The sequence below is a fragment of the Streptomyces violaceorubidus genome, assembly GCF_000717995.1.
Lineage (GTDB): Bacteria > Actinomycetota > Actinomycetes > Streptomycetales > Streptomycetaceae > Streptomyces > Streptomyces violaceorubidus.
Map to the genome: position 1 here is coordinate 20,348 of NZ_JODM01000024.1, position 21,817 is coordinate 42,164.

General features: G+C 68.8%; 31 protein-coding genes. 30 read left to right on the top strand and 1 reads right to left on the bottom strand.

Going from position 1 to position 21,817, the window contains the following annotated elements:
* Nucleotide 1: 1 nt before the first annotated feature.
* The 13 genes from IE94_RS41580 (at nt 2) to IE94_RS0124440 (ending at nt 9,345) form a co-directional block, all read left to right on the top strand.
* Nucleotides 2-229: a hypothetical protein gene (locus IE94_RS41580; protein ID WP_030188118.1), complete on the top strand. Its 228-nt coding sequence runs from the start codon at nt 2-4 to the stop codon at nt 227-229.
* Between the two features lie 54 nt (nt 230-283).
* A complete protein-coding gene (locus IE94_RS0124385; RefSeq protein ID WP_030188120.1) occupies nt 284-478 on the top strand; it encodes a hypothetical protein in 195 nt (64 codons plus the stop codon).
* A gap of 157 nt (nt 479-635) precedes the next feature.
* A complete protein-coding gene (locus IE94_RS0124390) occupies nt 636-842 on the top strand; it encodes a hypothetical protein (protein WP_030188123.1) in 207 nt (68 codons plus the stop codon).
* The gene (locus tag IE94_RS0124395; RefSeq protein WP_030188125.1) at nt 839-1,456 is read left to right on the top strand and encodes a hypothetical protein; all 618 of its coding nucleotides are present in this window, start codon (nt 839-841) and stop codon (nt 1,454-1,456) included. Before IE94_RS0124390 ends, IE94_RS0124395 begins: the two co-directional genes overlap by 4 nt.
* 21 nt (nt 1,457-1,477) lie before the next feature.
* Nucleotides 1,478-1,696, top strand: a complete 219-nt coding sequence (locus tag IE94_RS0124400) for a hypothetical protein (RefSeq protein WP_030188128.1) — start codon at nt 1,478-1,480, stop codon at nt 1,694-1,696.
* A 39-nt stretch (nt 1,697-1,735) separates the two neighbouring features.
* Nucleotides 1,736-2,635 carry a GIY-YIG nuclease family protein gene (locus IE94_RS37275; RefSeq protein WP_030188130.1) on the top strand — a complete coding sequence of 300 codons (900 nt, stop codon included), beginning with the start codon at nt 1,736-1,738 and terminating at the stop codon, nt 2,633-2,635.
* Entirely contained in the window at nt 2,632-3,540 is a 909-nt protein-coding gene (locus tag IE94_RS39995) for a hypothetical protein (RefSeq protein ID WP_030188131.1), read from the top strand. The genes IE94_RS37275 and IE94_RS39995 overlap by 4 nt, the downstream gene beginning before the upstream one ends.
* Complete coding sequence (locus IE94_RS40000) at nt 3,537-3,728, top strand: hypothetical protein (protein WP_157849382.1); 192 nt, start codon at nt 3,537-3,539, stop codon at nt 3,726-3,728. The genes IE94_RS39995 and IE94_RS40000 overlap by 4 nt, the downstream gene beginning before the upstream one ends.
* A gap of 242 nt (nt 3,729-3,970) precedes the next feature.
* Entirely contained in the window at nt 3,971-5,947 is a 1,977-nt protein-coding gene (locus IE94_RS37280; RefSeq protein WP_030188132.1) for a hypothetical protein, read from the top strand.
* Nucleotides 5,947-8,133, top strand: a complete 2,187-nt coding sequence (locus IE94_RS0124425; RefSeq protein ID WP_030188133.1) for a hypothetical protein — start codon at nt 5,947-5,949, stop codon at nt 8,131-8,133. Before IE94_RS37280 ends, IE94_RS0124425 begins: the two co-directional genes overlap by 1 nt.
* Nucleotides 8,117-8,239 (top strand): hypothetical protein, encoded by a 123-nt coding sequence (locus IE94_RS41585; protein ID WP_280922714.1) that lies wholly within the window; start codon nt 8,117-8,119, stop codon nt 8,237-8,239. Before IE94_RS0124425 ends, IE94_RS41585 begins: the two co-directional genes overlap by 17 nt.
* 96 nt (nt 8,240-8,335) lie before the next feature.
* The gene (locus IE94_RS0124435; protein WP_030188136.1) at nt 8,336-8,866 is read left to right on the top strand and encodes a hypothetical protein; all 531 of its coding nucleotides are present in this window, start codon (nt 8,336-8,338) and stop codon (nt 8,864-8,866) included.
* Between the two features lie 11 nt (nt 8,867-8,877).
* A complete protein-coding gene (locus IE94_RS0124440; RefSeq protein ID WP_030188139.1) occupies nt 8,878-9,345 on the top strand; it encodes a hypothetical protein in 468 nt (155 codons plus the stop codon).
* A 184-nt stretch (nt 9,346-9,529) separates the two neighbouring features.
* On the opposite strand, the gene IE94_RS40005 is transcribed toward IE94_RS0124440, so the two are convergent.
* On the bottom strand, nt 9,530-9,757 hold the full coding sequence (locus IE94_RS40005) for a hypothetical protein (RefSeq protein ID WP_030188140.1): 228 nt from the start codon (nt 9,755-9,757) through the stop codon (nt 9,530-9,532).
* 119 nt (nt 9,758-9,876) lie between these two features.
* Between IE94_RS40005 and IE94_RS0124450 the strand changes: the two genes are divergently transcribed.
* The 17 genes from IE94_RS0124450 to IE94_RS35990 all read left to right on the top strand — a co-directional run bounded on the left by IE94_RS0124450 (nt 9,877) and on the right by IE94_RS35990 (nt 21,809).
* Entirely contained in the window at nt 9,877-10,422 is a 546-nt protein-coding gene (locus IE94_RS0124450) for a sigma factor-like helix-turn-helix DNA-binding protein (protein WP_030188144.1), read from the top strand.
* A complete protein-coding gene (locus IE94_RS0124455) occupies nt 10,379-11,965 on the top strand; it encodes a terminase large subunit domain-containing protein (protein ID WP_078606582.1) in 1,587 nt (528 codons plus the stop codon). The genes IE94_RS0124450 and IE94_RS0124455 overlap by 44 nt, the downstream gene beginning before the upstream one ends.
* A gap of 103 nt (nt 11,966-12,068) precedes the next feature.
* The gene (locus IE94_RS35980; RefSeq protein ID WP_037923439.1) at nt 12,069-13,976 is read left to right on the top strand and encodes a hypothetical protein; all 1,908 of its coding nucleotides are present in this window, start codon (nt 12,069-12,071) and stop codon (nt 13,974-13,976) included.
* Nucleotides 13,977-14,041: 65 nt separating this feature from the next.
* Nucleotides 14,042-14,797, top strand: a complete 756-nt coding sequence (locus IE94_RS0124465) for a hypothetical protein (RefSeq protein WP_030188149.1) — start codon at nt 14,042-14,044, stop codon at nt 14,795-14,797.
* 107 nt (nt 14,798-14,904) lie between these two features.
* Nucleotides 14,905-15,657, top strand: coding sequence for a hypothetical protein (locus tag IE94_RS37285; RefSeq protein ID WP_051777659.1), 753 nt, complete (start codon nt 14,905-14,907; stop codon nt 15,655-15,657).
* A 15-nt stretch (nt 15,658-15,672) separates the two neighbouring features.
* On the top strand, nt 15,673-16,725 hold the full coding sequence (locus IE94_RS0124475; protein ID WP_030188154.1) for a major capsid protein: 1,053 nt from the start codon (nt 15,673-15,675) through the stop codon (nt 16,723-16,725).
* Between the two features lie 6 nt (nt 16,726-16,731).
* Nucleotides 16,732-17,034 (top strand): hypothetical protein, encoded by a 303-nt coding sequence (locus tag IE94_RS0124480; protein ID WP_030188157.1) that lies wholly within the window; start codon nt 16,732-16,734, stop codon nt 17,032-17,034.
* Between the two features lie 89 nt (nt 17,035-17,123).
* On the top strand, nt 17,124-17,453 hold the full coding sequence (locus tag IE94_RS0124485; RefSeq protein ID WP_030188160.1) for a hypothetical protein: 330 nt from the start codon (nt 17,124-17,126) through the stop codon (nt 17,451-17,453).
* On the top strand, nt 17,450-18,292 hold the full coding sequence (locus tag IE94_RS37290; RefSeq protein WP_051777661.1) for a hypothetical protein: 843 nt from the start codon (nt 17,450-17,452) through the stop codon (nt 18,290-18,292). Before IE94_RS0124485 ends, IE94_RS37290 begins: the two co-directional genes overlap by 4 nt.
* Nucleotides 18,292-18,519 carry a hypothetical protein gene (locus tag IE94_RS0124495; protein ID WP_030188166.1) on the top strand — a complete coding sequence of 76 codons (228 nt, stop codon included), beginning with the start codon at nt 18,292-18,294 and terminating at the stop codon, nt 18,517-18,519. Before IE94_RS37290 ends, IE94_RS0124495 begins: the two co-directional genes overlap by 1 nt.
* Entirely contained in the window at nt 18,512-18,904 is a 393-nt protein-coding gene (locus IE94_RS0124500) for a hypothetical protein (RefSeq protein WP_030188169.1), read from the top strand. Before IE94_RS0124495 ends, IE94_RS0124500 begins: the two co-directional genes overlap by 8 nt.
* Nucleotides 18,904-19,350, top strand: a complete 447-nt coding sequence (locus IE94_RS0124505; RefSeq protein ID WP_030188171.1) for a DUF6093 family protein — start codon at nt 18,904-18,906, stop codon at nt 19,348-19,350. Before IE94_RS0124500 ends, IE94_RS0124505 begins: the two co-directional genes overlap by 1 nt.
* Nucleotides 19,350-19,742, top strand: a complete 393-nt coding sequence (locus IE94_RS0124510) for an HK97 gp10 family phage protein (RefSeq protein WP_030188173.1) — start codon at nt 19,350-19,352, stop codon at nt 19,740-19,742. The genes IE94_RS0124505 and IE94_RS0124510 overlap by 1 nt, the downstream gene beginning before the upstream one ends.
* A 2-nt stretch (nt 19,743-19,744) precedes the next feature.
* Entirely contained in the window at nt 19,745-20,218 is a 474-nt protein-coding gene (locus IE94_RS0124515; RefSeq protein ID WP_030188174.1) for a hypothetical protein, read from the top strand.
* A gap of 127 nt (nt 20,219-20,345) precedes the next feature.
* Nucleotides 20,346-20,819, top strand: coding sequence for a phage tail tube protein (locus IE94_RS0124520; RefSeq protein ID WP_030188176.1), 474 nt, complete (start codon nt 20,346-20,348; stop codon nt 20,817-20,819).
* Nucleotides 20,820-20,913: 94 nt separating this feature from the next.
* The gene (locus tag IE94_RS0124525) at nt 20,914-21,441 is read left to right on the top strand and encodes an ATP synthase subunit B family protein (protein ID WP_157849383.1); all 528 of its coding nucleotides are present in this window, start codon (nt 20,914-20,916) and stop codon (nt 21,439-21,441) included.
* A gap of 26 nt (nt 21,442-21,467) precedes the next feature.
* Nucleotides 21,468-21,809 (top strand): hypothetical protein, encoded by a 342-nt coding sequence (locus tag IE94_RS35990; protein ID WP_037923443.1) that lies wholly within the window; start codon nt 21,468-21,470, stop codon nt 21,807-21,809.
* Nucleotides 21,810-21,817: the final 8 nt, after the last annotated feature.

Consider the following 21,817-nt stretch of genomic DNA (forward strand, 5'->3'; position numbering starts at 1 on the left):
CATGCGACTCCTCACCCGCCGCCGCCCGCCCCGCTACACCCCTGAGCAGCGCGCCCGCCTTGCCCGCCAGTACGACGGTCTCGCCCGTCACGACGACAAGGTCGCCCGCCAGCTCGAAGACCTCGGCCGCGCTGACGAAGCCGCCATCCACCGCCGCACCGCCGCCGAGTGGCGCGACCGGGCGGAAGCCGCCCGCACCAGCAGCCGCGCCCTCGAACTCCTCACCTGACCCTCCAACCACAGGACCGAACCTCCTCGACCACCAGCTCAGAAGGGACCCGGCATGAGCCTCCGCAACGAACTCCGCAAGATCGCCTCCTTCCACACCGAACAGGCCAACCACCTCGAACGCAGCAGCAGCGAGGACGCCCTCTACAGCGAGAGGGAGGAGACCACGCGCCGAGCCGACCGAGCCAACGCCATCACCAGTCACCGCCAGAGGGCAGCAGCCCTAAATGCCGAAGCCGACCAGATCTGACCCTCCGACCGGGGTCCGGCCCCCGACACCCCCCGCGGGGACCGGACCCCCACCCTCTGGCCCTGCCGGAGGCCGTACCGCTGACAACCCCCACAGCGGTACGGCGCCCAGCACGACCAGCGACCACCCGCCCGAACCAGCACCGGAAGGAACCGCAGTGAACAAGCCCACCGGCACCCAGATCTTCATCTGGGCCACCGCGATCGCGGTCACCGCCCGCATCGTCTGGACCATCACCCATCACAACGTCCCCATCTCGGCCACCATCACGATCACCATCTCCGTGCTCTACGCGATGAAGGCCAGCGCGGAGAACATCGCCCGCATCGTCGCCGAGGCCCGACGCCAGGGAGTCACCCGATGACCGGCCCCGAGTTCCCCCTCACCCGGCAGCAGGCACTCCTCCTCACCGCCCACCACGAAGCCGCCCACGCCGTCATCGCCCACCACAAGGGAATCCAGCTCATCTCCCTCCACCTCGACAACACCGGCGACGCGGACACCTGGCACGTCGGCGGAATCACCCACGTCATCTACCACCCGTCCCTTGCCGCCCAGTTCGCCACTCAAGGAGCAGCAGGCGAGATCGCAGCCCTGAAGTGGCTCGACGACCACGGCCTGCGAACCCCCGCCACCGAAGACCTCGCCAACGCCGACCACGACCGTGACGACGTCCTCAGCCTCACCGCGAAGGACGGAATCCGCATCGACTGGTCCGCCGCGCAGCACCGTGCCCAAACCCTGGTCCGGTCGCTGTGGCCGCAGATCAGTGCCGTCGCCCACGCCGCCGCAGAGTCGGGCGACCTGACCAGTGCACAGGTGATCGAGCTGATCACGACCCGCAGCGCTCTCGGCTTCCGTCAGCAGCACGGCGCTCTGGAGTCCTGGACAACCGCCGACTTCGAAACCGAGATCAACCTCGCCGAGATCGACGCCCTCACCCCCACCGACCCGGACAACCTCACCACCGCCGCCTGAACCCCGGAAGGACCACCGCCCATGGCCACCACCGACCAGCTCATCGACCAGGCCCTCAACGCCCTCAACCCGAAGACCGGCTTCCACGAGCCCAACCCGCAACAGGCCCACGAAGCCACCGCCCGCGCGAACATCGCCATCGCCTCCGCCCTCACCCGCATCGCCAGCGCCCTCGAACAGATCGCCCACAACCACAACGCCGACAACACCGTCCAGCCGGCCATCCACCACACCGCCTGAACAACCGCCCCCACCCACACCCGGAAGGAACCGATCACCGTGACCACCGCCGCCCGGCCGTCCGCCAGAACGATCGGCATCATCGACCGAGCCCTCGGCACCATCGCCTGGGCCTCCCAACTTGGTGTAGCCGTTCTCTACCTGGCCATCACCGCTCAGCCGGCCGTGTGGCGTCCCATGCTCGACAATGACCCGGTCCCCGCCATCTCCGCCTGGGGATTCGTCATCGGCATGACGCTCATCTGGATGAGTAGCCTCCACCAAGAACAGGTCTGGTTCTACAACCGCCGCGTACGACGCAACCACCGCAAGACCTGGGCCGTTGGCCACGTCAGCGTCCTGTTCTTTGCGGCTTTGTCCGCCTCCGCGCACGATGAGCGAATCGGCATGTGGATCATCCTCGGTATGGGGACGCTGATCTCCCTCATGACCTGGTCCGCCTGGATGCGCACCAAGGAGCTACCCGCCGAGGATCAGGCCGTCATCGACGCCATCCACGACCGCGAGACACAGGAGGCCGCAGCCGCCTTCGACGTCAGTGAGAAGGAACACCGCCGCAACCGCCTGAACGCCATCGTGACCAGCCTCGGCTATCAACTCACCGACACCCTCACCCCGTCCACCGTGCAGGACGAACAGGCGGACAATCGCTGGCAGATCCCGGTCCGCAAGCACGCACCCCTGGTCTACTTCATCCGCAACGGCAACCGCATCAAGATCGGCACCACCACCGACCTGAAGCGCCGTATCCGCACCCTCGCGCTCCGCGCAGAGAACGTCGCCCTCCTTCTGGACGGCGGCAAGCCCCTTGAGCGGAAGCACCACCATCAGTTCGCCGACCTGCGCATCGGCAACACCGAATGGTTCGCCTACGAAGGCGCCCTCGTCGACTTCATCGCCGACCAGAACCGACTCGCCCGAAAGGAAGAGGCCAAGTGAACACCACCACCGCCAAGACGTCGCCCCTCATCAAGCTCGCCGCCCTCCTGTCCTTCGGCTCCCTCATCTGGACGACGTGGAGCCTGTTCGACCTCCTCGGAGCCGGCCCCGCCGGAATCACCGTCGCCGCATGCGCCGACGCCGTCTGGGGATCCGTCATCTACGCCGAATACCGCAGCGTCCGCCTCGCCGGCCGCAGGTGGCCCGTCGCCCTCTTCGGATGGGCCGCCCTCCTCGCCGTCTCCGTCTTCCTCGTCTGGCACGGCCTCGCCGACAACAACCTCGCCATGGCCTACGCCGGCCCCTTCCTCCCCCTCGGAGCCAAGGTCGTCTGGGCACTGGCGCTTGCCGACATGCGCGACCCCGCCGCACTCACCGACGCAGAGAAGGCCACCCTCGCCGAGATGGAGCGCGGCCTCGTCTTCGAAGAGGCACAGCACGCCGCGGAGATGCGGCGCCGCACGATGCGCGCCGAACTTCTCATCGCAGAAGTGTCCACGGACTTCGACATCGAGGTGACGCGGCAGGACCGGGCACGGGAGCTTCAGAGGCGCCGCCCGCTCGAGCTGACCGTCGCATCGGAGACCGTGGAGCGCACTGAAGCGGTCGGTGAAACCGCAGATCAGGCCGATGAAGCGCCGCAGTCGCGCGTGTCACTTGCTTCCGCTGAGACGCCCCGCATCATCCGTGAGGCGCCCCTGCTGCGCGACAGTGAGGCGCTCCCGCTTCAGGGCGTGTCGAAGGCTGAAGCGGTCCGTATCGTCCGTGCGGCGGACCCCGGCGCTTCAGCGCCGCAGATCGTGAAGCGCCTCGCGCAGCAGGGAATCGAAGCGGACGCTGGATACGTCCGCACCGTCTTGGCCCGTAGTAAGCAGCGCAACATTACCGACGGGGGCTACCTGTGAGCCCGCGTCACACGATCACGGAGCCGCGGACGGGCACCCCGTCCGCAGCCCCCCGCCGGGCCACCCCGCTGGCGCCCGCCGTCCAGCCCGTTATCACCGCCCCGGGTTGGCCGTCCCGCTGGCACCTGATCACCCCCGCCAAGGCCCGCAACACCGCCGCCGCCCTCAGCAGCATGGAAAGGAAGTGAAGGAGGTGAGCGCCGACACGATTACCTCGATCAACCCCGGCAACCCCGGCCCCGCACCCATCACACTGGGTGACAGTACGGGCGGCGGGGCGGGGCGGGGCGGAAGCCAGGACAGCCCCCAGGGCCCCCTCGTGGTCGTCCAGCAGCCCCGCAACCCTTCCCCGCCCCGCCCCGCCCCCACCGCAAACCGAAACAACACCGACAACACACTCCGAAACGGATACGCCGCAATCTCACACAGCGTGAGCGGCGAAACCGCGGCCATCGGCATCGGATTCCTCACCGCCGGCCCCGTCGGCGCCATCATCGGCGGCGCCACCCTGCCCGTCCTCGTCGCCGCCTCCATGTGGCGGGCCCGCCGCCGCGAACACGACGACAACACCAACAACAACTCCACCAGCAACGACTCCGACGGCTCGAAGTCCGGCCGTGACCGGTCCGGCTCCGGTGGTGGAAGCGGCCGTGGTCGCGGCAACGGATCTGGCGGGGGAGGAGGCGGCCACCGGACGCCCAACGGTTCCGGTGGCGGCGGCCGTCACAAGACGCCGAAGAGCCCCGGCTCCGGCAAGGGCCCCGGCACCGGCAACAGCGGCCTGGGCGGTGGCGGGAAAAACCGCAAGCCGAAGGTGAAGGACCCGGTCGCCGACAAGCTGGCCAAGACGGGCAAGGGCCTCGCCGACAAGCTCAAGAACCGCGGCGACAAGACTGGCAAGGGAATGAAGGACGGCCTTGTCGACGGATCCAAGGCCCTGAAGAACGATGCGAAGAAGCTGAAGGACAAGCTCGGCCGTAGGAAGAACGGCAAGGGCGGTGACACCACGTGGACGTCCTCGCCCGACGGGCTCGACCCGAAGGTCAAGAAGGACAAGAAGAACCGCGACCGCAAGGGCAAGGGCAAGGGCGTCGGCAACGACGTTGCGTCTTCGACCGCTCGAGACGGCCTGGACCCGAAGGGGCCCAAGGACGGCCACGGTGACAACCTGCCGCCGAAGCCCGATCACGACCCGGACGAGTACATCGACGCCGAAATCGTCGACGACGGCCTGCCCCCCAAGCCGACCCACGCCCCCGACGACGTCATCGACGGCGAAGTCATCGACGAAGACCGCATCGCCCTCGTCAAAGCCCGCCGGGAAAAGCAGGCCCGCCGCCAGGCCATCACCGCCGGCAAGAAAGCCGAGAAGGACGCCGCCCGCGACGGCACCATGGGCGACCCCATCAAGGTCAAGGCCGAACGGATCCGCTGGGAGAACCAGCGGATCGACTACGAGTTGAACAGAGCCGAACAGCTGCTCGCGCTCGCGGCATCCACGGAACAGCGAAGGAGCACCCCCGTGACCTACCCCGTACCCGTCATCCAGGCCGCAGGCACCCGCACGGCTGGCGTCGCGGTAGCCCGGCAGATCGACGTCCGCGGCGCTCTCACCTACCGGCTCCTGGTCGCCATGGCCGAACAGCTCGCCAACGGACTCCACAACGACGCCGACGCCGACATGGCCGACCACGTCGTGGAACTCGTCGGGATCCCCGCCATGTGCCGCAACCTCGCCCTCGCCGTCCGTGAAGCCGCGAACGCCCTCCAGAAGACCGCACCGCTCCACCCGTCCGTCATCAAGCACCTCAACAACGCCGCCGTGTCCGCACTAACCGCCGCCCGCATGGCCGACACAATCCTCGCCGTGTTCGTCCAGGCCCACCGCGCCGACATCTACCGCGTCATGGAGCCCCGCCTCGGCGAGGAGCGGTGGAACATCCGCAATGCCGCCGGAACCCTCGACGCAGCCAAGCTCCGCGCCGCGATCCTGTCCGCCGGCCAGCAGCGCCTCGCCCTCCCCGGCGGCAGCAGCACCAACACGTCCAGCCCGGCCGGGAAACTCGTCCCCGCCTCCGGGGAGAGCACCAAGAAGCTCATCAACGTCATGAAGGGCTTCGACCGCGGCCACATGGTCACCTGCCTGTCCGAAGTCGCCGGCACCGCCCGCGGTATCGACATCGTCGCCGACGCCATCAACAAGCTGTACCGGCGCATGGCCAACACCTGGCCCACCGAGAACGTCGTCGACGACACCGTCCGGGCCACCGCCTCCAAGGTCAAGAACATCTCCGCGGAACTCCACAAGGCCATCAAGGCCGCCCAGCGCGCCCACGCCCGCGAACTGAAGCTCAACGCCAAGCCCCGGAAGGGCGCCAACGCCGAGAAGAAGTGGGACGTCGTCTGATGACCAAGACCAAGACCGAGGTCCCTGCCGGCCTCGAGCCCCTGACACCCGCCGACAAGCGATGGGACTTCAGCCGCGACGCCGTCACCCCCGGCCGCCTCACCGCGTGGGGTGCCGAACTCGCCTGCGCCAGCGCCCTCGTCGCCCCCCTCGCAAACATCCCCTGGCAGGCCGGCGCCACCACCGGAGCCCTCGCCACCGGCGTAGCCGTCCTCTACGAGAAAGCCCGCGGCTCCTGGCGACGCGTCCTCGTCGCCCGCGCCTCCACATGGATGGCCACCACCGGCTGGCTGTCGTACGCCCTCGCTACCCAGCCCACCCTCACCACCATGGCCGTCGGCACCACCATCTGGGGAGCCGGAGCCGCCGTCAACATCGGCATGGACAAGTGGGGCGAAGCCACCCGCGAAGCCGAGCAGGAGCTCGACCGGCGTCTCGCCAACGGCGAGCAGATCGCCGCCGCACAGCAGGGCTGGGCAAAGCTTCTGTACGACATCTGCGGCATCGAAGGCGCCGTCGCGGACCCCATCGTCGACCGGTGGCCGTCCGGCGCCGGAGAAACCGTCAAAATCACCCTCCCGGCGCACCTCAACATCAACGCCCTCCGCGGCTACGAAGCCGAACTCGCCGGAGCCCTCCACCTCCCCAAGGGCGGCGGCGTCGCCTTCTCCGACGGCGGCGCCAACGTCCCCCGCAACGTCGTCTTCATCGCCATCACCCGAAAGAACATGATGGCCGGGGCCATCCCCTACCCCGGGCTCACCCCCACCACGATCAACGAGCCGATCGGGTTCGGCGTCATCGGTACCGGCCAGGAAGCCGGCCTCAACCTCAAGGACGAAGGGTTCATCGCGATCGGCGCCCAGGGCTCCGGCAAGACCGCCCTCATGAAGACCCTCGGCCTCGGCCTCGTCCGTTGCACCGACGCCATCGTCATCGACCTCGACACCTCCGCGAAGATGTCCGCAGTCTTCGTGAACCCCTACCTGCGGTACGGCATCGGCCGACCCCTCATCGACTGGCCCGCGACAACCGCAGACGAGTGCCGCCTCGTCATCCAGGCCGCGAAGGCTGCTATTGCCGCCCGCAAAACCGAGTACGCCGACCTCCTCGAAGACGAGGACGTCGACAACCTGCCCGCCCGCCCCGACATCCCCGCCATCCACATCCGCGTTGACGAGACCAAGTCCATGCCCGACGACGTCCTCGAAGGCATCGACTTCATCATCGAAGAAGGTCGTTCCGTCAACATCCGCGTCTCCAACACCGGCCTCCGAGCAACCCGCGAGTACATCACCGGCACCATGGACGAACTCACCCCCGGCCGGATCGGACTCCGCACCAACAACAGCAGCGAGCTCCAGATGCTGTTCCCCGACACCGGCGCACCCGACATGGCGATCTTCACCGACCCCGGCACTGTCGCCTACATGTCCACGACCAAGGGCCCCTTCCAGCCCACCCCCGCCAAGGCATACGCCACCATGGCCGAGACCTTCCCGGAGGGCTCCGCCGACTACCGGCGGATGCAGACCCTGTTCATGGACGCCGCTCGCGAGCTTTCGCCCAGCCGTCCCGACCTGGACGAGGTCACGGCTCGAGCGATGGGCCTCGCCTGGTCCCAGCGTTGGGCCCGCTGCATCCCCAACCTCCGCGGCGACGCCTACGGAAACGTCGGTCCCGACCGCATGCACGAGAGCGTGTGGGAGCTCTACCAGTCCTGGCCCAAGCCCACGCCGGTCGAGGTTCTCCTCGGTACCGCCCTCGACGACGACGGCTACCCGATCGAAGCCCGCGGCGCAGCGACGGAGATCCCCCGTCTCACCGAGGCCATGCTCGACGAAGACGAGCTCGAGCGGGTCGCCGCCCAGGACGCCGCGATCGAACTCGCCAAGACCCGCGTCACCCCCAAGACCCACGACCAGCTCGCCGTCGAACTGTTCGCGTCCCTCGGCCGTCCCGCCAAGCCGTCCGAGGTGTACCCCCTCATGGTCAAGGCTGGCTACGACAAGTCCGGGCGGACCTTCCGTGACCTTTGTGCCCGCCTTGGGCTGCAAGACAGGCTCGTGAAGGGCGATGATGGAACCTACGCGGCCAACAACAGCGGTGAGGTTCCTGATGCAGCCGGACGAGTTCCCGGACCTGAAGATGACGCACATGGACCAGGCGATGCTCCACATGGCTGAGGTGATCGACGGTCTGAAGAAGGCCGGCCTGAGCGAGAACTCAGCCGTCCGTTTCGCGGCGATCTACTTCAACGAGATGTCGCAGAACGACACGGACGACGACTGAACCAACCAGCGACCAGGAAAACCCCCGGGTCGTACCCGGGGGTTTTCTGTATCCACCGCCACCCTCACCACCCGCCGCCCCGAAGGACACCCACCGATGAACGCCCCCCTGACAGGCCCGACCCAGCCCACCGCCCCACCCGCCGCGCAGCCTGTCGACGACCAGCGCATCGACCGCATCGCCAACGCTTTCAGCCAGGCCCTCGACCAAGCCACCGCCACCCCCACCGCCTTCCGAGACGAGACGCCCGTGCCCGCCATCGGCAACGCCCTCCCGGTACCCCAACCCGGCCGCACCCCGATGTCACAGCGGGCCACCGACGCCAGCGTCCTCATCCTTTCCGCTGGCGCCGCCTCCATCCCCCTCGGCGGCATGACCGCCCTCATCATCTACGCCCTCGGCAACGCCGACCCCGTATCCCTCGCCGTCGGCGCCGGCGCCCCCATCACACTCGCCGTGCCGATCCTCGCCCTCACCCGACTCGTACGACGAGCCAAGGAGACCGTCCAGGCCGCCCCGCCCGTCATCCACCAGCACTACACCGGCACCGTCGTCCAGGACCAGCGGACCGTGAACACCACCACCCGCGGCATGTGGGCATCCACCCGCAACCAGCTGCCCAAGTAGAGGAGATCCCCGTGACCGCCACTGTCATCGCCGTCCTCGGCACCCTCGCCGGAACCCTCCTCACCGGCACCCTCGCCCACCTCAGCCAGCGAGCCCAACGCAAAGCCGACACCACCACCGCCCGTCGGACCGAAGCCCTGACCGCCGTCACCGACCTCGCCACCGCACTCGCCGACCACCGCCGCGCCATGTGGGTCCGCGAAGACCTCCGCTTACACGGCGAGGACTGGGACCAGGCCCGTACCGAGTCCCACACCACCCGGTCCGCAATCACCGCCCCGCTGCTGCGCGTGCAACTGCTACTGCCCGCACTCGCCCCGACCGCGCAGGACGCCGCCCACGCCACCTACGCCCTCCGCGACGGCTGGGAGACCGGCGAGACCGGACTCGCATCCCGACGCGATCACGCCATCACCAAGACCGACGACCTCGTCACGGCCGCTGGCCGGCTCCTCGACGGTCAGCCCGCACGACGGTAAGCGGCCGCAGGGGGAACGCGTCTCAGACAAACGCCCCCGCATACCCCACACTCAGAACTGCACGGCCCGGGTAACTCCGATCGACTCCGGTGTCCCCGCGCCCAAGTCACACGGGCCCGGGCCGTGCCCGACCACCCGGCCCCGCACGCCACCCCCGGCGTTGCGGGGCCGTCCCACGCCCACCTCAGCCGTAGTAGTCGTCCGTGTACTCCACGCGGTCCCGCCCCTCCTCAACGCACCCCTCATACCGCTCCGGCGCACCATGAGTCACCACAAGCCGATACGACTGGCCCAGCTGGCAGCCCTTATCCGTCCACCGGTTCGCCGCCACCGTCCACACCAGCAGCAACACCAGCACACCGACAATCTTCTGATTTCGGGTAGGACGCCACCCGCGTCTCTCCTCGTTCATGCCGCGCAGCATGCCCGAGCCCCTAGGCAAGGGGAACAGAACACCGAAAATCAGCGATCATCCGTTACAGGCGCGGGGCCTCACAACCACACACCCATCCGAGCGGGAGCCCCACCGCCATGCCAGCCTCCAAGACCAAGCAAGCCCTCGTCGCCCAGCGGCGCTCCGAGATGCTCATCATGAAGATCCAGGGCCGCACCGCAGCCCAGATCGCAGAGCACTTCAACATCTCACCAGGCACCGCACGCTCCGACCTCGCCCGAGCCGTCAAAAAGGCCAAGGCCATGGAAGTCCAGGACGCGGAGCTCTACCGCTTCATCCAAGGCTCCCGCCTCGAGACCCTGCTACGCGCAGTGATGCCCCTCGCCATTGACGACGGTGACCTGAAAGCCAACGAACAGGCCCGCAAACTCATCGCCGACATCACCGAACTGTTCGGCCTTAAGGTGCCCGTACGCACCGAGATCAGCGGCCCCGACGGCGGCGCCATCCCCTTCTCCAGCGGCGAAGCCGCCGAAGTCCTGGCCCTCATCGACATCTCCGACCGCGACAACGCCGAAATTCCCGCCATCAACCAGGACACCGACCTCGACGACGAAGACGAGGACGACGCTGGCGTCGATGATGACCTGGACGACGAGGACGACGGTGACGACAGCCCCTGACCGGCAAACCGACCTTGAGACCCGCTACCGCAGCCTCCCCGCGGACCAACGACGCCGCGTTATCACCCGCGCCCGCCCCGAAACCCGAGCCAAACTCGCCCACATCGAACGCGAGATGGCCATGGACCGCTCCCCAGGAGCCCTCGCAGCCGTCCTCACCGAACGCCGCGAGAAGCAGGCCGCCCACCTCGACATGATCGACAGCGCGTTCCGGCGCATCGCCGCAGGTGAACGCCTCCAGGTCATGCTGACCTGCCCGCCAAGACATGGGAAGTCGCAGCGAGCCTCACGGTGGGGGCCACTCTGGTACCTGCGTCGGCACCCCGAACACCGCGTCATGATCGCCTCCTACGGAGCCGACCTCGCTGACGACCACGGCCGATGGGTACGCGACCAGCTCAAGGAGTACTCACCCGTCCTCGGCATCAAACTCCACCCCGCCTCACACGCAGCGAACCGATTCGACCTCGAACAGAAGCGTGGCTCCAGCGTCCGCGGCGGCATGGTCACCGCAGGCGTCGGCGGCGGCCTGACCGGCAAAGGCTTCAACCTCGGCATCATCGACGACCCCTTCAAAGGCCACGACGACGCCGCCAGCCCCGCCCAACGCGACCGCGTCTGGGAGTGGTACCGGTCAGTGTTCTTCACCCGGCGCGCCCCCGGCGCCTCCCTCATCCTGATCAACACACGCTGGCACGAGGACGACCTCTCTGGCCGGCTCCTCGCCCACGAACCCCACCGCTGGCTCCAGATCGACCTGCCCGCCCTCGCCGACAGCCCCAACGACCCCCTCCACCGCCCCATCGGCGCCCCCCTGTGGCCCGACCAGTACGACGCCGGAGAACTTGCCGACATCCGCGAGAGCGTCGGCGAACGCGTCTGGTACGCCCTCTACCAGCAAAAACCCCGACCCCTTGAGGGCGGGGTGTGGAAGTGGGCATGGATCACCGGCCACCGGCTCAAGCCCGAAGCCTGGGCCGGCATCAACCCCACCCGCGTCGTTGTCGCTGTCGACCACGCCGGCGGCGACACCCTCCGCAACGACGAAGTCGGACTCGTCTGCGCCGCGCGCGACCACGACGGAGACCTCTATGTCCTGGACGACCGCTCCCGCACCATGGGAGCCGAGACGTGGGGAGCGGAAGTCTGCAAGTTGGCCATCGAACGCCAGGCGGACGCCATCCTCGTCGAACGGAATTTCGGCGGGGACATGGCCCGGCAGATCGTTGTGCAGGGCTGGCAGGAACTTGCCCGGCAGGGCGAGACCAACGGGATGCTGATGCCGTCGATCATCGAAGTCCATGCCAAGCAGGGCAAAAGGTTGAGGGCCGAGCCGATCGCGCAGCTGTACAAGCAGGGCAAGGTCCACCACGTCGGGGAGTTCACCGAACTTGAGGGACAGATGGTCACCTGGCTACCGGGTATGGACTCCCCAGACCGGATGGACGCCGCCGTGCACGCCCTGACCGAGCTGGCCGATCCGGCACAAGAAGGTCTGGGCAGCCAGCCCTATACGGATCAGCGACTCCGCGGACGACGGTAATGCCCACGGGGCCTGGGCACGGGGAACGGGCATGGCAACGGCCCGTACTCTGATCACAGGCGCGGGGCCCGCCAACTGGCGGGAACGTCTGTGAGGAGCAGAGGTGGGTCTGCGCGAGGTCGTCATCCACGCCTGGTCGTGGCTCAACTACAAGCCCGTCTACTCCGACGGCGACAACCCCGGCATGCCCAACCGGCGGGCCTTCCCCGAAGCCAACGCCATGTGGGTCCCCGAGGAAGACCAGAAACGCCTCGCCGCGTACAAGCTCCTCCAGGCCTACGACAACAACCAGGCAGCCGAACTCGCCGAAGCCGGCGGCGACCTGGACGCCCGGGAGAAGCGAGAGTTCGGCGACCCCGCCATGTTCATCGACACCGTCATGGCGAACGTCCTCGGCCGCGAACAGACCATCACCGTCACCGGCGCGGACACCGACAGCGAGCAGCCCACCCCCGACGAGGCCATGGCCGCCCGCGTTCAGGAACTTCTCCGGGACTGGGCCGAGGCCGAGCTCCTGCCGATGCGGGTCCAGCAGACCGAACGCAAGGCCGTCACGCTGGGGGACGGCGTGTACCGGCTCGCGTGGGAACCCGGCAAGAACCGTCCCGTACTGCGCGTCCACGACCCCGGCTTCTACTTCCCGATCCTGCCTGAGGACGGAGACGCCGGCGACTACCCGACCCGCATCCACTTCGCGTGGGAACTCCCCGCCGACCCGCGCCGCGGTATCAAGGCGCGGCTGCGGCGCATCACCTACGAGCTGGACTGGATCCGCCCGGCGACCGCCCCCGGAGTCGACGAGACCGGCCGTGCCGTTCGCGCCCCCGTCCCCGCTACCGGCCCGGATCCCGACCAGCCGGACGCCGAAGTGCCGCCGCCTCTCACCCCGGGGGACCTGTACTACCCGGAGACCGGGGCGATCGCCCGCCAGTACCCATGGAACGACGGCCCGTCCTACGTCACCTGCTACCTCACCGACGCCACCTGGGTCCTGGAGGACATCAAGGGCAGCCCCGACGTCGACTCCCTCCCGCTGGAGTCTGCGACGTTCGCAACCCGCGGCGACGGCGAGGTCCTCGACCACCTCGACCTCATGCTGGACTTCGTCCCGGTGATCCACCTCCCGAACACCGTCCCGCCCGCGGAGGAGCACTGGGGGCAGTCGTCCCTGGCGAAGGTGTTGCAGATCTTCGACGAGCTGACGTCCACCGACACCGACTCCGCCAGGGCCTCCGCAACGACCGGAGCGCCGATGATCGGCCTGTGGGGCAAGGCCACCGACTCCCGCCTGGAAGTGCACTCCATCCAGGCCGGCATGCTCCTCAAGCTGGGGGAGGGCGGCGGCATGCAAGCCCTGGACACCAGCAAAAACCTCGCCGAGCTCCGCAACCGCACCCACGACCTGGAGGACCGGGCCGCGAAGGTCGCACGTCTGCCCGCCGTCGCCCTCGGCACCCTCGACCCGTCCCAAGCACCGTCCGGGTACGCCATGGACGTGTCCCTCGGCCCGCTCGACGCCCTCATTGCGTCCATGCGGCTCGCCCGGGACCACAAGTACGCGCTGCTCCTGAAGATGGTGCAACGCCTGTACATCGGCAGCCAGCATCCCGACTGGGCCGACGTCACCGTGCAGCCCGCCCGGCTGGTGTTCGGCTCGTACAAGCCCACCGACAAGGCTGCCGTCCTCGAGCTCGCCGCAACCGGCGTCAAGGACGGCGTCCTCTCCCTCGAAACCGCCGTGCAGATGCTCACGGAGGCAGGGTTCCCCATCGAGGACGCCCCCAGGGAGATCGAACGGATCCAGGCCCGCCAGTTCGAGAAGGCCCGAGCGCTTGCCGACGCTACCGGCGACACCGGCCTCGTCGGGGACTTCCTCGGTGTCACCGTCACCGAACCCGACCCGGCCGCCGCCCCGCCCCCAGAGTTCCCGGAAGTCGACGGAACCGACGGCGACCTGACCGCCGAGGAAGACAACGACGAGGGGGAGCAAGGGAGCGGGGGGAACACGTGACAGATTCTGTGCTCCACTTGGATCTAGGCGCGGGGCCTGAACGTCCTACGGGAGGACTGTCTGCAATGCGTGCCCCCACGCAGCACCACCGCCGCCCCGGCCTCGCCGCCCCCCACGGCTGGGCCCACCCCTACACCGGCCTGAACGCGCTCGCCGTGTTCTACAACGACGGCGGCAACCCGCCCGAGCCGAACCCAGCGGACCCGCCGAAGCCCGGCCCGCCCCCCGGCCCCAGCCCGCAGTTCACCCAGGACGACCTCGACCGCATCGCCGCCAAGGAAAAGGCCCAAGGCCAGCGAGCCGGCGCCCGCCAAGCCCTCGAGGACCTCGCCAAGGACCTCGGCTTCACCAACCCCGACGACGTCAAGGCATTCGTCGCCGCCGCTCGGAAGGCCGAGGACGCTAAGAAGTCCGAAGAGCAGAAGCGGCAGGAGGAACTCGACCGCCGCGAACAGGACCTCAAGGACCGTGAAGCCGCAGCCGTCGCCCGCGAGCGGGCCGCGATCCGCAAGTCCGCCCTCGTCCAGCTCGGCGCCACCGGCACCGACCTCGAGGACGCTCTCGCTCTCCTCGAACGCGACCTGCGGCAGACCCCCGACGCCGACGAAGCCACCGTGCAGGCCACCGCGGAAGCGCTGAAGGAACGCCGCGCCGCTCTCTTCGGCGCCACCCCCGCCACTGCCCCGGCCAGCAGCATGCCGCCGATCCCGGGCGGATCCCCCGCCGGCGGACCCCCGCCCCGCCAGGCATCCGCCAGCAAGCCCGGAAGCCGCGGCCTCGAGATGGCCCGCCTCCGCGGCCACAACCGCAACGCCGCCTAGACCTCCCCGGCCACCCGGCCGGGGCATCGGGACCACGCCCTCTCCTCGTGGACGCGCGCCAAGCGGCGCAGCTGTCACCGCACGCCGTTTTATGAGGAGAGGCAGTCGTGAACGACTTCCAGCCCTACTCCTACACGGACAGCGTCACGGCCGACCGGCCCTGGCTCGCGTCCCTGGTAGGAGTCCAGGACACCAACACCATCACCCTCGACCTGACCAAGTTCAGCGAGGGCTCCCACTACGTGACCTCCGCGAACCCGATGCTCCAGGGCCGCAACGTCATGAAGTCCGGCATCCCGCTGGGCAAGGTCACCGCGTCCGGCCTGTACGCCCCCTACTCGGGGCCGCGCAGCGAGGTCCAGACCGTGACGATCACCGGCGGACCCACCGGCGGTACGTACACGCTGACCTTCAGCGGGCAGACCACCGCAGGGATCCCCTACAACGCGACCGCCGCGCAGGTGAAGTCCGCGCTGGAAGCCCTGTCCAACGTGAACGTCGGGGACGTCGCTGTCTCCGGCGGCCCGCACCCGGGCACCGCGGTCGTCGTCACCTTCGGCGGCCAGTACCTCGGCGAGGACGTCGCCCAGATGACCGCGTCCGGTGCCAGCCTCACCGGCGGCACCAGCCCCGCCGTAGCCGTCGCCACCACCACCGCAGGCGGCGGCGCGTCCGCCACGGACGGCACCGAGGCCCTCGCCGGGTTCCTCGTCGACGCCATCAGCTTCAACCCGACGTCCACCAAGGCCGCCGGCGCGCTGCTGTGGCACGGCGAAGTCTTCGCCGACAAGTGCCCCATCCCATTCGACCCGACCGACGTCGCCAGCACCGCGCCCGGCGTCAACATCCACTACCGGTAGAAGGAGGAGATCACCATGGAGGCTCTCGAGCTCCTCCTGCGGGACACGAACGACACCGACCTCACGGTGTACGCCCGCCAGATCGACACGCCCGCCAAGTACCGGCTGACCCGCGAGGTCTTTCCGGAAACTCGGGTGCAGGGCATCAAGTTCCGCACCACCTCGGCGAAGCGCCGGGTCAACGCGGCCAAGTTCCGCGCCTACAACGCGCCGACTGCGCTGGCGCAGCGGCAGGCCGAGCGGATCGTCAACGAGGGCATGCTGCCTGCCCTCGGCCAGACCCTCCCGGTCTCCGAGATGGACCAGATCCTCCTCGATGTCGACCATGGCAAGGACACGCAGGAGTACATCGACCTGCTGTACTCCGATGTCGACCGGCACGTGGAGTCCATCCAGACCGCGCAGGAACTTGCCGCTGGTCAGCTCCTGGCCAACGGTGCCGTCAGCCTGCCCGGCCTCGGCCTTGACGTCGACTGGAACGTCCCGTCCGCCAACATGCCCACTGCTGCGACGCTGTGGGACGATCCGGCAGCCACCCCGCTGTCCGATGAGCGCGCGTGGATGGACTACCTTCTGGACAGCGGCGCGCCGGCACCCCGCGAGATCATCACCTCGCGTCGGGCACGGGCCCTGCTCGCCTCCAACGAGGAGTACCGTGCGGCCTACTACGGGTCCAGCACGGTCGGTGGCACCCCGACAGCCACCCTCGCACCCAACGAAGTCGACACCGTCCGCGCCCGGTACGGCCTTCCGCCGATCGTGACCTATGACGTCCAAGTCTGGAACGACGACCAGTACGTCCGCGTCCTCCCCGACAACAAGTGGATCATGGTGCCGGATGTTCCGGCTGCCGAGTGGGGCCAGACGCAGTACGGTCGGACCCGCGAGGCCGCGAAGTTCACCTCCGGAACGAACCCTGCCCTGACGCGGGAAGAGGCCCCGGGCATCGTCGTGGTCACCGGTGTCGAGGATGACCCCGTGCAGATCTACTCACGTGGCTGCGCGATCGGCATGCCGGTGCTGTACGTGCCGGACATCCACATCTCGGCGACCGTCCTCGGGAGCTGAGCGGTCATGGCCAAGCTGGTGAAGGCCGTGTTCGTGAAGGACCCGGAACGCAACCGCACCGTCGTCCTGCGCCCGGGGGAGGAACCGGAGCCGCGCCTCGCGGCCCTGGTCACCAACCCCGACGCGTGGGAGGACGGGAAGCTGCCCTCCGTCCAGGACGACTCCGCCGACAGTGGCAAGGACCAGTCCAGCAGCGAGGACAGCACCGACAAGGCCGCACCGCCGGCCAAGCCGTCAGGGCGCAAGCCCGCGGCACGCAAGCCGGCCCGGGGCCGGGACGTCGCTGACGAGGGCACCAGCGGCGACTAGCGGGATGCGGGCCCGCCCCCACGGTGGGGGCGCCACAGGGCGGGCCCGCACCCGCACCACCCCTTCCCACACCAGCTTTGGAGGCAGCCATGGACACCGCCGTACAGGCATGGCTCCTTGCCCAGCTCGGCGCAGCCACCGACCTCGCCGACCTTGAGACTCGTTACGCCCGCCTCGGATCGGCCCGCGCCGTCGCCATCGAAGTCCTCACCGGCCGTCTCGCCGACCTCCTGGCACAGCCCACCACCATCAACGTCACCGGCATCGTCGGTCTCGGCTTCAGCGAGAACATCAAGGCCCTGGAACGAAAGATCTCCGCCCTCCGGGATGGAGACATTCCTGCACCTGACGACCCGGACGGCTCCGACGACGGAACCGGCATCGGCTGGATCGTTCTCAAGGCAAGGCCCCGACGATGACGACCCCCGTCCGACGCCGCAGCCGCACCCTCCGCCAGCGCCTCCTGGCGCTCATCACCGACGCTGTCGACCGGCTTCGCGCGGCGTGGGGCATCCTCACCATCGCCCAGACCCGCCTGCTCAACGCGCTGGCCCGGATCCGGCCCGGCCGGACGTCCGGCGGTGGGCGTGCCCTGCGTGCGGCGATCGCCGCGTTCAACACCAGCCTCGGTACGTTCGCTCGCGCGGCCGGTGCCTTTGCTGAACGGTGGGCGTCCGCTGACCTGCCGCTCATCTACCGGGAGGGCGCCTGGCAGATGCTGGAGAATGCCGACCGGCGCACCGACCGCTTCCAGTGGACCGAACGTCACCAGGCCGCGGTCACCGCAGCGTCTGCCCAGTACTACGCCGACCTGACCAGCCGCATCGGCGAGGCCCTGCGCCGGGCCCGGTCCTTCCTCCGGGCCGCCCAGGACGCTGCCCGCAGTACCGCCGACCGCTTCGACACCAACCAGCTCCGCCGCGACCACCCGCTGGACACCGTCGTCTACGCCAACGACGCACGGCATCCGGTCGACGCATGGGCGCGTGCCGCCATCACCTGGCAGGCCGTGACCACCGCCAACACGGCGGCCGCCCGGACCGCACTGGACGAGCTCGGCACGGAGTGGGTGGAGGTTCGTGATGGGCCCGACTGCGGATGGGAATCGCATAACGATCCCGACCGGGCCAACCGCACGCTGCGCACCGTCCAAGACGCCCTCGCCCATCCAGTTGCTCACCCTCACTGCCAACGCGAGCTGCTACCGCGCCTCGACCTCGTCGGCCGAACCGAGATCCGGTCTGGAGCGCTTCTCTGATGCGCCTCACCATCACCTCCGGCGGTTGCACCGTGGACATACGCACCGATCCCGGCGAAGGCGTCTCGCTACGCGCTGCTGAGAAAGCCGCGCTACGGCTCTTTCACGCACTTCCGCCCTCCGACGACACGACGGAGGACGAGCAGCCGTTCGGATTCGCACTCTCCTCCGACACCGAACGAGCCCCGGAGACGCCAGACACCGTGGAGTACGAAGACGATGAGTAACCCCGCAGAGCCGCAGGCGCACGCTGTCCGTATCGACGCCCAGCCTGGCCAGGCCACCATCCGTATCGGCGGCGAAGCCCTCCCGCCCGGGTCCGTCACCGGCTACGTCCTTCAGCACGACGTGTCCGCGGCCCTGCCCACCCTGATCCTGCACACCCGGCAGTCCGATCACGTTGCTTTCGAAGGGCTCGCCCGCGTTGCCGTCGGCGTGCCCAAGACCCCCGCCGACCAGATCTGCGAGTTCTTGGCCGCGGTTGACCCGCAGATCCTCGATCAGGAGGCCCTCAACCGGGCCGACTACGGTGGCGGGCCCGGCGCCACCGCATGCGCGATGCTCATGACCCTCACGGAGTGGGCGCGGAACACGGAAGGGGGGACCCGCTGATGGCTGTCGATCTCGCCCGGATCCTCGCCAACGTGGCTCCTCTTGTCGAGGGGATGCTCCTCCTCGACACGGTGCGCTTCGTCACCCCCGGCGGGCCGCCCGTCTTCAACCCCGACACCGGCCAATTCGAGGTACCGGAAGGCGCCATCACGTACGAGGGCCCGGGTGCTGTGCAGTCCGGCAGCCTGCCCGAGACCGCGTCCGCAGTCGTCGCCACCCAGCCGTGGGTGACCGAGACCACCAGCAAGTACAAGGCTTTCACCCCTCTCGCGGCGCCGATCGCCGCCCGGGACACCATCGTCACCGTCGTCTCCGTTCACGACGGAGGCGACCAGGCCCTCGTCGGACGGCAGTGGCGCACCATGGACCCCTCCCAGGCGGGCACCCTCGGCGTCATCCGTGTCACCAGCCTCGACCAGATCCAGCAGACTGGCGGGGAGGCGTGATGGACCTGGACGAGCTTTCCGACCGGCTGGAGGAGGCCGCCGACCGTGTCGGCCCCGAGGTGAACCGCACGGTGCAGCAGCAGGCGCGGCTTGCCCAGGCGATGATCCGCTTCAATGCGTCCGGCCGCCCCGGACCGAACATCATCACGGGCGACTACTTCGACTCGTGGCGCACCGAACCGTTCGCCGTGCCCGATGGTGGCGGGGCGACCGTGGGCACCGACCGGCCGCAGGGCCGCCGCCTCGAGTTCGGCTTTTGGGACATGACCGACAGCATCGGACGGCATTTCTTCCAGCCGCCATACCCGCACGTGGAGCCCGCAGTGACGGAGCTGTCCGCAGAGTACGAGGACGCCTTCAAAGCCGCCCTTGACCGGATCTTCGGGAGCTGACCGTGATCCAACGCCTCCCCGTCACCCAGGGCCTCCAGGCACTCCTGGCATCCCTCACCGGCCGCCCCGTCGGCCTCCGATCCGTACCACTGGACAGCAAGGGCGCCCCGCTGCCGCCGCCGTACACGCTGCTCTACCCCCTGGACCGGACCGACGACACCGCCACCCTCGCCGACAACCAGCGGGCAGCTGTCCTCGACTACCAGGCGACGTTCGTTTCCGGGCCCACCCCCGGCGTCCCGAACAGTCGCGGCGGCGACGAGCAGGCGCAGTGGCTGGCCGACCGCGGGTGGAAGGTCGTCGAACGTCCTGCGGACGGCAGTCCCGGCTACACGAACGCCCTCAGTGTCGGGCCCGGCGTGCACTGCTGGCGGCGGGAGGCACGCGAAGCAGGGGGAACGTCCGACCAGAACGATGCAATCATCACTTCAGTGATCCGTTACCGGCTCTTCCTCGAGGAGCAGCCGGCCGGATAGCCCCTCCGGGGGCAGTGCAGTACCGCACCGCGGCGGGACCCCACGCGGACGCCACCACCACAGGTGGCCGCCACACCAACACGTGTAGCAGGGGCCCCGACTTGGCCCCTATCCGCGAGGGGCCACCATGGCAAGGTTTTACCGCAAGGGCATCAGTAAGTACTACTTCCTTCCGACGATCGCCTCCGACACGCTCGTCCCCACCGGCGCCGAGATCGACGGCGGAACGGACTACTCGTCGCACATCACGTCCGTCGAGGGCTTCAGTCTGACCAACCAGACCATCGAGACCCCGGACATGGACTCCACGTTCGTCAGCAAGATCGGCGGTGACGACTCCGCCGAGGACAGCTCCTGGACCATGTACGAGGACTCGGTCCTCGACGCCATCGAGACCGACCTCGCCAAGGGCACCACTGGCTTCGTCGTTCACTTCTCCAAGGGCCTGACCGCTGGCACCAAGGGCATGGACGTCTTCCCCGTGACTGTGGTCAGCAATTCCAAGAGCTACGCAGCCGACAACGAGGCTGCCAAGGTCACGGTCCAGTTCACGATCACGGACCGTCCCTTGTTCAACGGCACCGTTCCCACCCTGACCTGACCGGCATCATCCCACCAGCCCCCGGCCGGGCCGTCGCGGTTCAGGGAAGGGCGCCACGCGCCCGGCCGGGCCTTCCCACATGGAGACCCTCCGTATGAGCAGCACTGCATGGGATGCCATTCAGAAGCGCCTGGACAGCATGCCCAAGCCCACTCAGGTACTTCGCCTGTGTGCCGACCCCGACGTCCGCGACCGCTACCAGAGCGCGAAGCAGGCCGCCGCGCGTGCCGAGGACTACGAGAAGTCGCTCGGCAAGGACGCCGACAAGGACGCCCTTGCCCTTGTCCGGAAGCAGACCCGCGAAGCGCAGGCCGAGTTGAAGGCGGCCACGGACGCGTACGAGAGCGCGACCGTCACCCTGACCTTCCAGGCCCTTGAGCGGGGCCAGCTCGAACTTCTCATCAAGGCACACCCGCCGGGCGAGGAGGACGAGGAGCAGAACTCCGAATTCCACGTCGACACCTTCGCACCCGCCCTGATCGCCGCCGCGTCCACAGACGACATGCCGCTGGAGTACGCGCAGCAGGCCATGCAGACCTGGCCCCTCGACGACTGGAAGCGCCTGTGGGGCGCCGCGTGGACGGTACAGCAGCGGCAGCGAAGTGACCTGGGAAAAGGCTGATCGACGATGCCGACTTCCGTGCCGAGATGGAGCTGTGCCGCCAGTACGGCATCCCGCACAGCCACTACCGCGGCCACGGAGACGGCACCTGGACCGACCTCGACCGGCGCAAGGCACGCGCCTACGAGCACTACCTCAAGCAGGTCTGCCCGACCTGCGGCACCCGGCCCGACGAGTGGGACGAAGACGCCGGTGGTGACGAGGACGCCTACCGGGCCACCACGCACCGCTGTATCGGCTGCCAGATCCTCGCCGACCGGCAGAAGGAGATCCCCGACGGCGACGAGGGCCACGGCGTGAAGGTCCTCCTCATCCCGACCAGCGTCCACGCCGCCCTGCAATTCCAGAAGCAGCACAGCCACCAGTAGAGGAAGGA

Coding starts and splice junctions, on each gene's coding strand:
- IE94_RS41580 (WP_030188118.1), top strand. CDS start 2: ATGCGACTCCTCACCCGCCGCCGCCCGCCCCGCTACACCCCTGAGCAG.
- IE94_RS0124385 (WP_030188120.1), top strand. CDS start 284: ATGAGCCTCCGCAACGAACTCCGCAAGATCGCCTCCTTCCACACCGAA.
- IE94_RS0124395 (WP_030188125.1), top strand. CDS start 839: ATGACCGGCCCCGAGTTCCCCCTCACCCGGCAGCAGGCACTCCTCCTC.
- IE94_RS0124400 (WP_030188128.1), top strand. CDS start 1,478: ATGGCCACCACCGACCAGCTCATCGACCAGGCCCTCAACGCCCTCAAC.
- IE94_RS0124425 (WP_030188133.1), top strand. CDS start 5,947: ATGACCAAGACCAAGACCGAGGTCCCTGCCGGCCTCGAGCCCCTGACA.
- IE94_RS41585 (WP_280922714.1), top strand. CDS start 8,117: ATGCTCCACATGGCTGAGGTGATCGACGGTCTGAAGAAGGCCGGCCTG.
- IE94_RS0124435 (WP_030188136.1), top strand. CDS start 8,336: ATGAACGCCCCCCTGACAGGCCCGACCCAGCCCACCGCCCCACCCGCC.
- IE94_RS40005 (WP_030188140.1), bottom strand. CDS start 9,757: ATGAACGAGGAGAGACGCGGGTGGCGTCCTACCCGAAATCAGAAGATT.
- IE94_RS0124450 (WP_030188144.1), top strand. CDS start 9,877: ATGCCAGCCTCCAAGACCAAGCAAGCCCTCGTCGCCCAGCGGCGCTCC.
- IE94_RS0124455 (WP_078606582.1), top strand. CDS start 10,379: ATGATGACCTGGACGACGAGGACGACGGTGACGACAGCCCCTGACCGG.
- IE94_RS0124465 (WP_030188149.1), top strand. CDS start 14,042: ATGCGTGCCCCCACGCAGCACCACCGCCGCCCCGGCCTCGCCGCCCCC.
- IE94_RS0124475 (WP_030188154.1), top strand. CDS start 15,673: ATGGAGGCTCTCGAGCTCCTCCTGCGGGACACGAACGACACCGACCTC.
- IE94_RS0124480 (WP_030188157.1), top strand. CDS start 16,732: ATGGCCAAGCTGGTGAAGGCCGTGTTCGTGAAGGACCCGGAACGCAAC.
- IE94_RS0124485 (WP_030188160.1), top strand. CDS start 17,124: ATGGACACCGCCGTACAGGCATGGCTCCTTGCCCAGCTCGGCGCAGCC.
- IE94_RS37290 (WP_051777661.1), top strand. CDS start 17,450: ATGACGACCCCCGTCCGACGCCGCAGCCGCACCCTCCGCCAGCGCCTC.
- IE94_RS0124495 (WP_030188166.1), top strand. CDS start 18,292: ATGCGCCTCACCATCACCTCCGGCGGTTGCACCGTGGACATACGCACC.
- IE94_RS0124500 (WP_030188169.1), top strand. CDS start 18,512: ATGAGTAACCCCGCAGAGCCGCAGGCGCACGCTGTCCGTATCGACGCC.
- IE94_RS0124505 (WP_030188171.1), top strand. CDS start 18,904: ATGGCTGTCGATCTCGCCCGGATCCTCGCCAACGTGGCTCCTCTTGTC.
- IE94_RS0124510 (WP_030188173.1), top strand. CDS start 19,350: ATGGACCTGGACGAGCTTTCCGACCGGCTGGAGGAGGCCGCCGACCGT.
- IE94_RS0124520 (WP_030188176.1), top strand. CDS start 20,346: ATGGCAAGGTTTTACCGCAAGGGCATCAGTAAGTACTACTTCCTTCCG.
- IE94_RS0124525 (WP_157849383.1), top strand. CDS start 20,914: ATGAGCAGCACTGCATGGGATGCCATTCAGAAGCGCCTGGACAGCATG.
- IE94_RS35990 (WP_037923443.1), top strand. CDS start 21,468: ATGGAGCTGTGCCGCCAGTACGGCATCCCGCACAGCCACTACCGCGGC.